Source organism: Pseudomonas sp. SIMBA_067 (assembly GCF_046534675.1).
Lineage (GTDB): Bacteria > Pseudomonadota > Gammaproteobacteria > Pseudomonadales > Pseudomonadaceae > Aquipseudomonas > Aquipseudomonas putida.
In genome coordinates this window covers 1-229 of the sequence record NZ_JAWRYH010001530.1, presented here as the reverse complement: position 1 = coordinate 229, position 229 = coordinate 1, and the positions used below count along the sequence as shown (strand labels likewise).

Genomic DNA, 229 nt, shown 5'->3' with positions numbered 1-229 from the left:
CCTCCACATTGGCGCCGCAGTCCGGGTAGGTGGCGATGCCGATACTGACCCCAAGGCTCACATCAAGCCCTTCGATCTGATGGCTGATCGAAATACGCTCAAGCAGTTTCTCGGCATAACGGCCCGCCTGCTCGGGGTAAGGCAGGCTGTCGAACAGTGCAGTGAATTCATCACCGCCCATCCGCGCCAGCAACGCCTCGCTACCCAGGCAGTCCTTGAGTTGCTCGCC

The 229-nt window shown here is 60.7% G+C and carries 1 protein-coding gene; it reads right to left on the bottom strand.

Annotation, left to right across the window (positions count from 1 at the left end):
• A partial coding sequence (locus SB765_RS34565) for a diguanylate cyclase domain-containing protein (RefSeq protein ID WP_410933149.1) occupies positions 1–229 on the bottom strand: 229 nt, incomplete at both ends.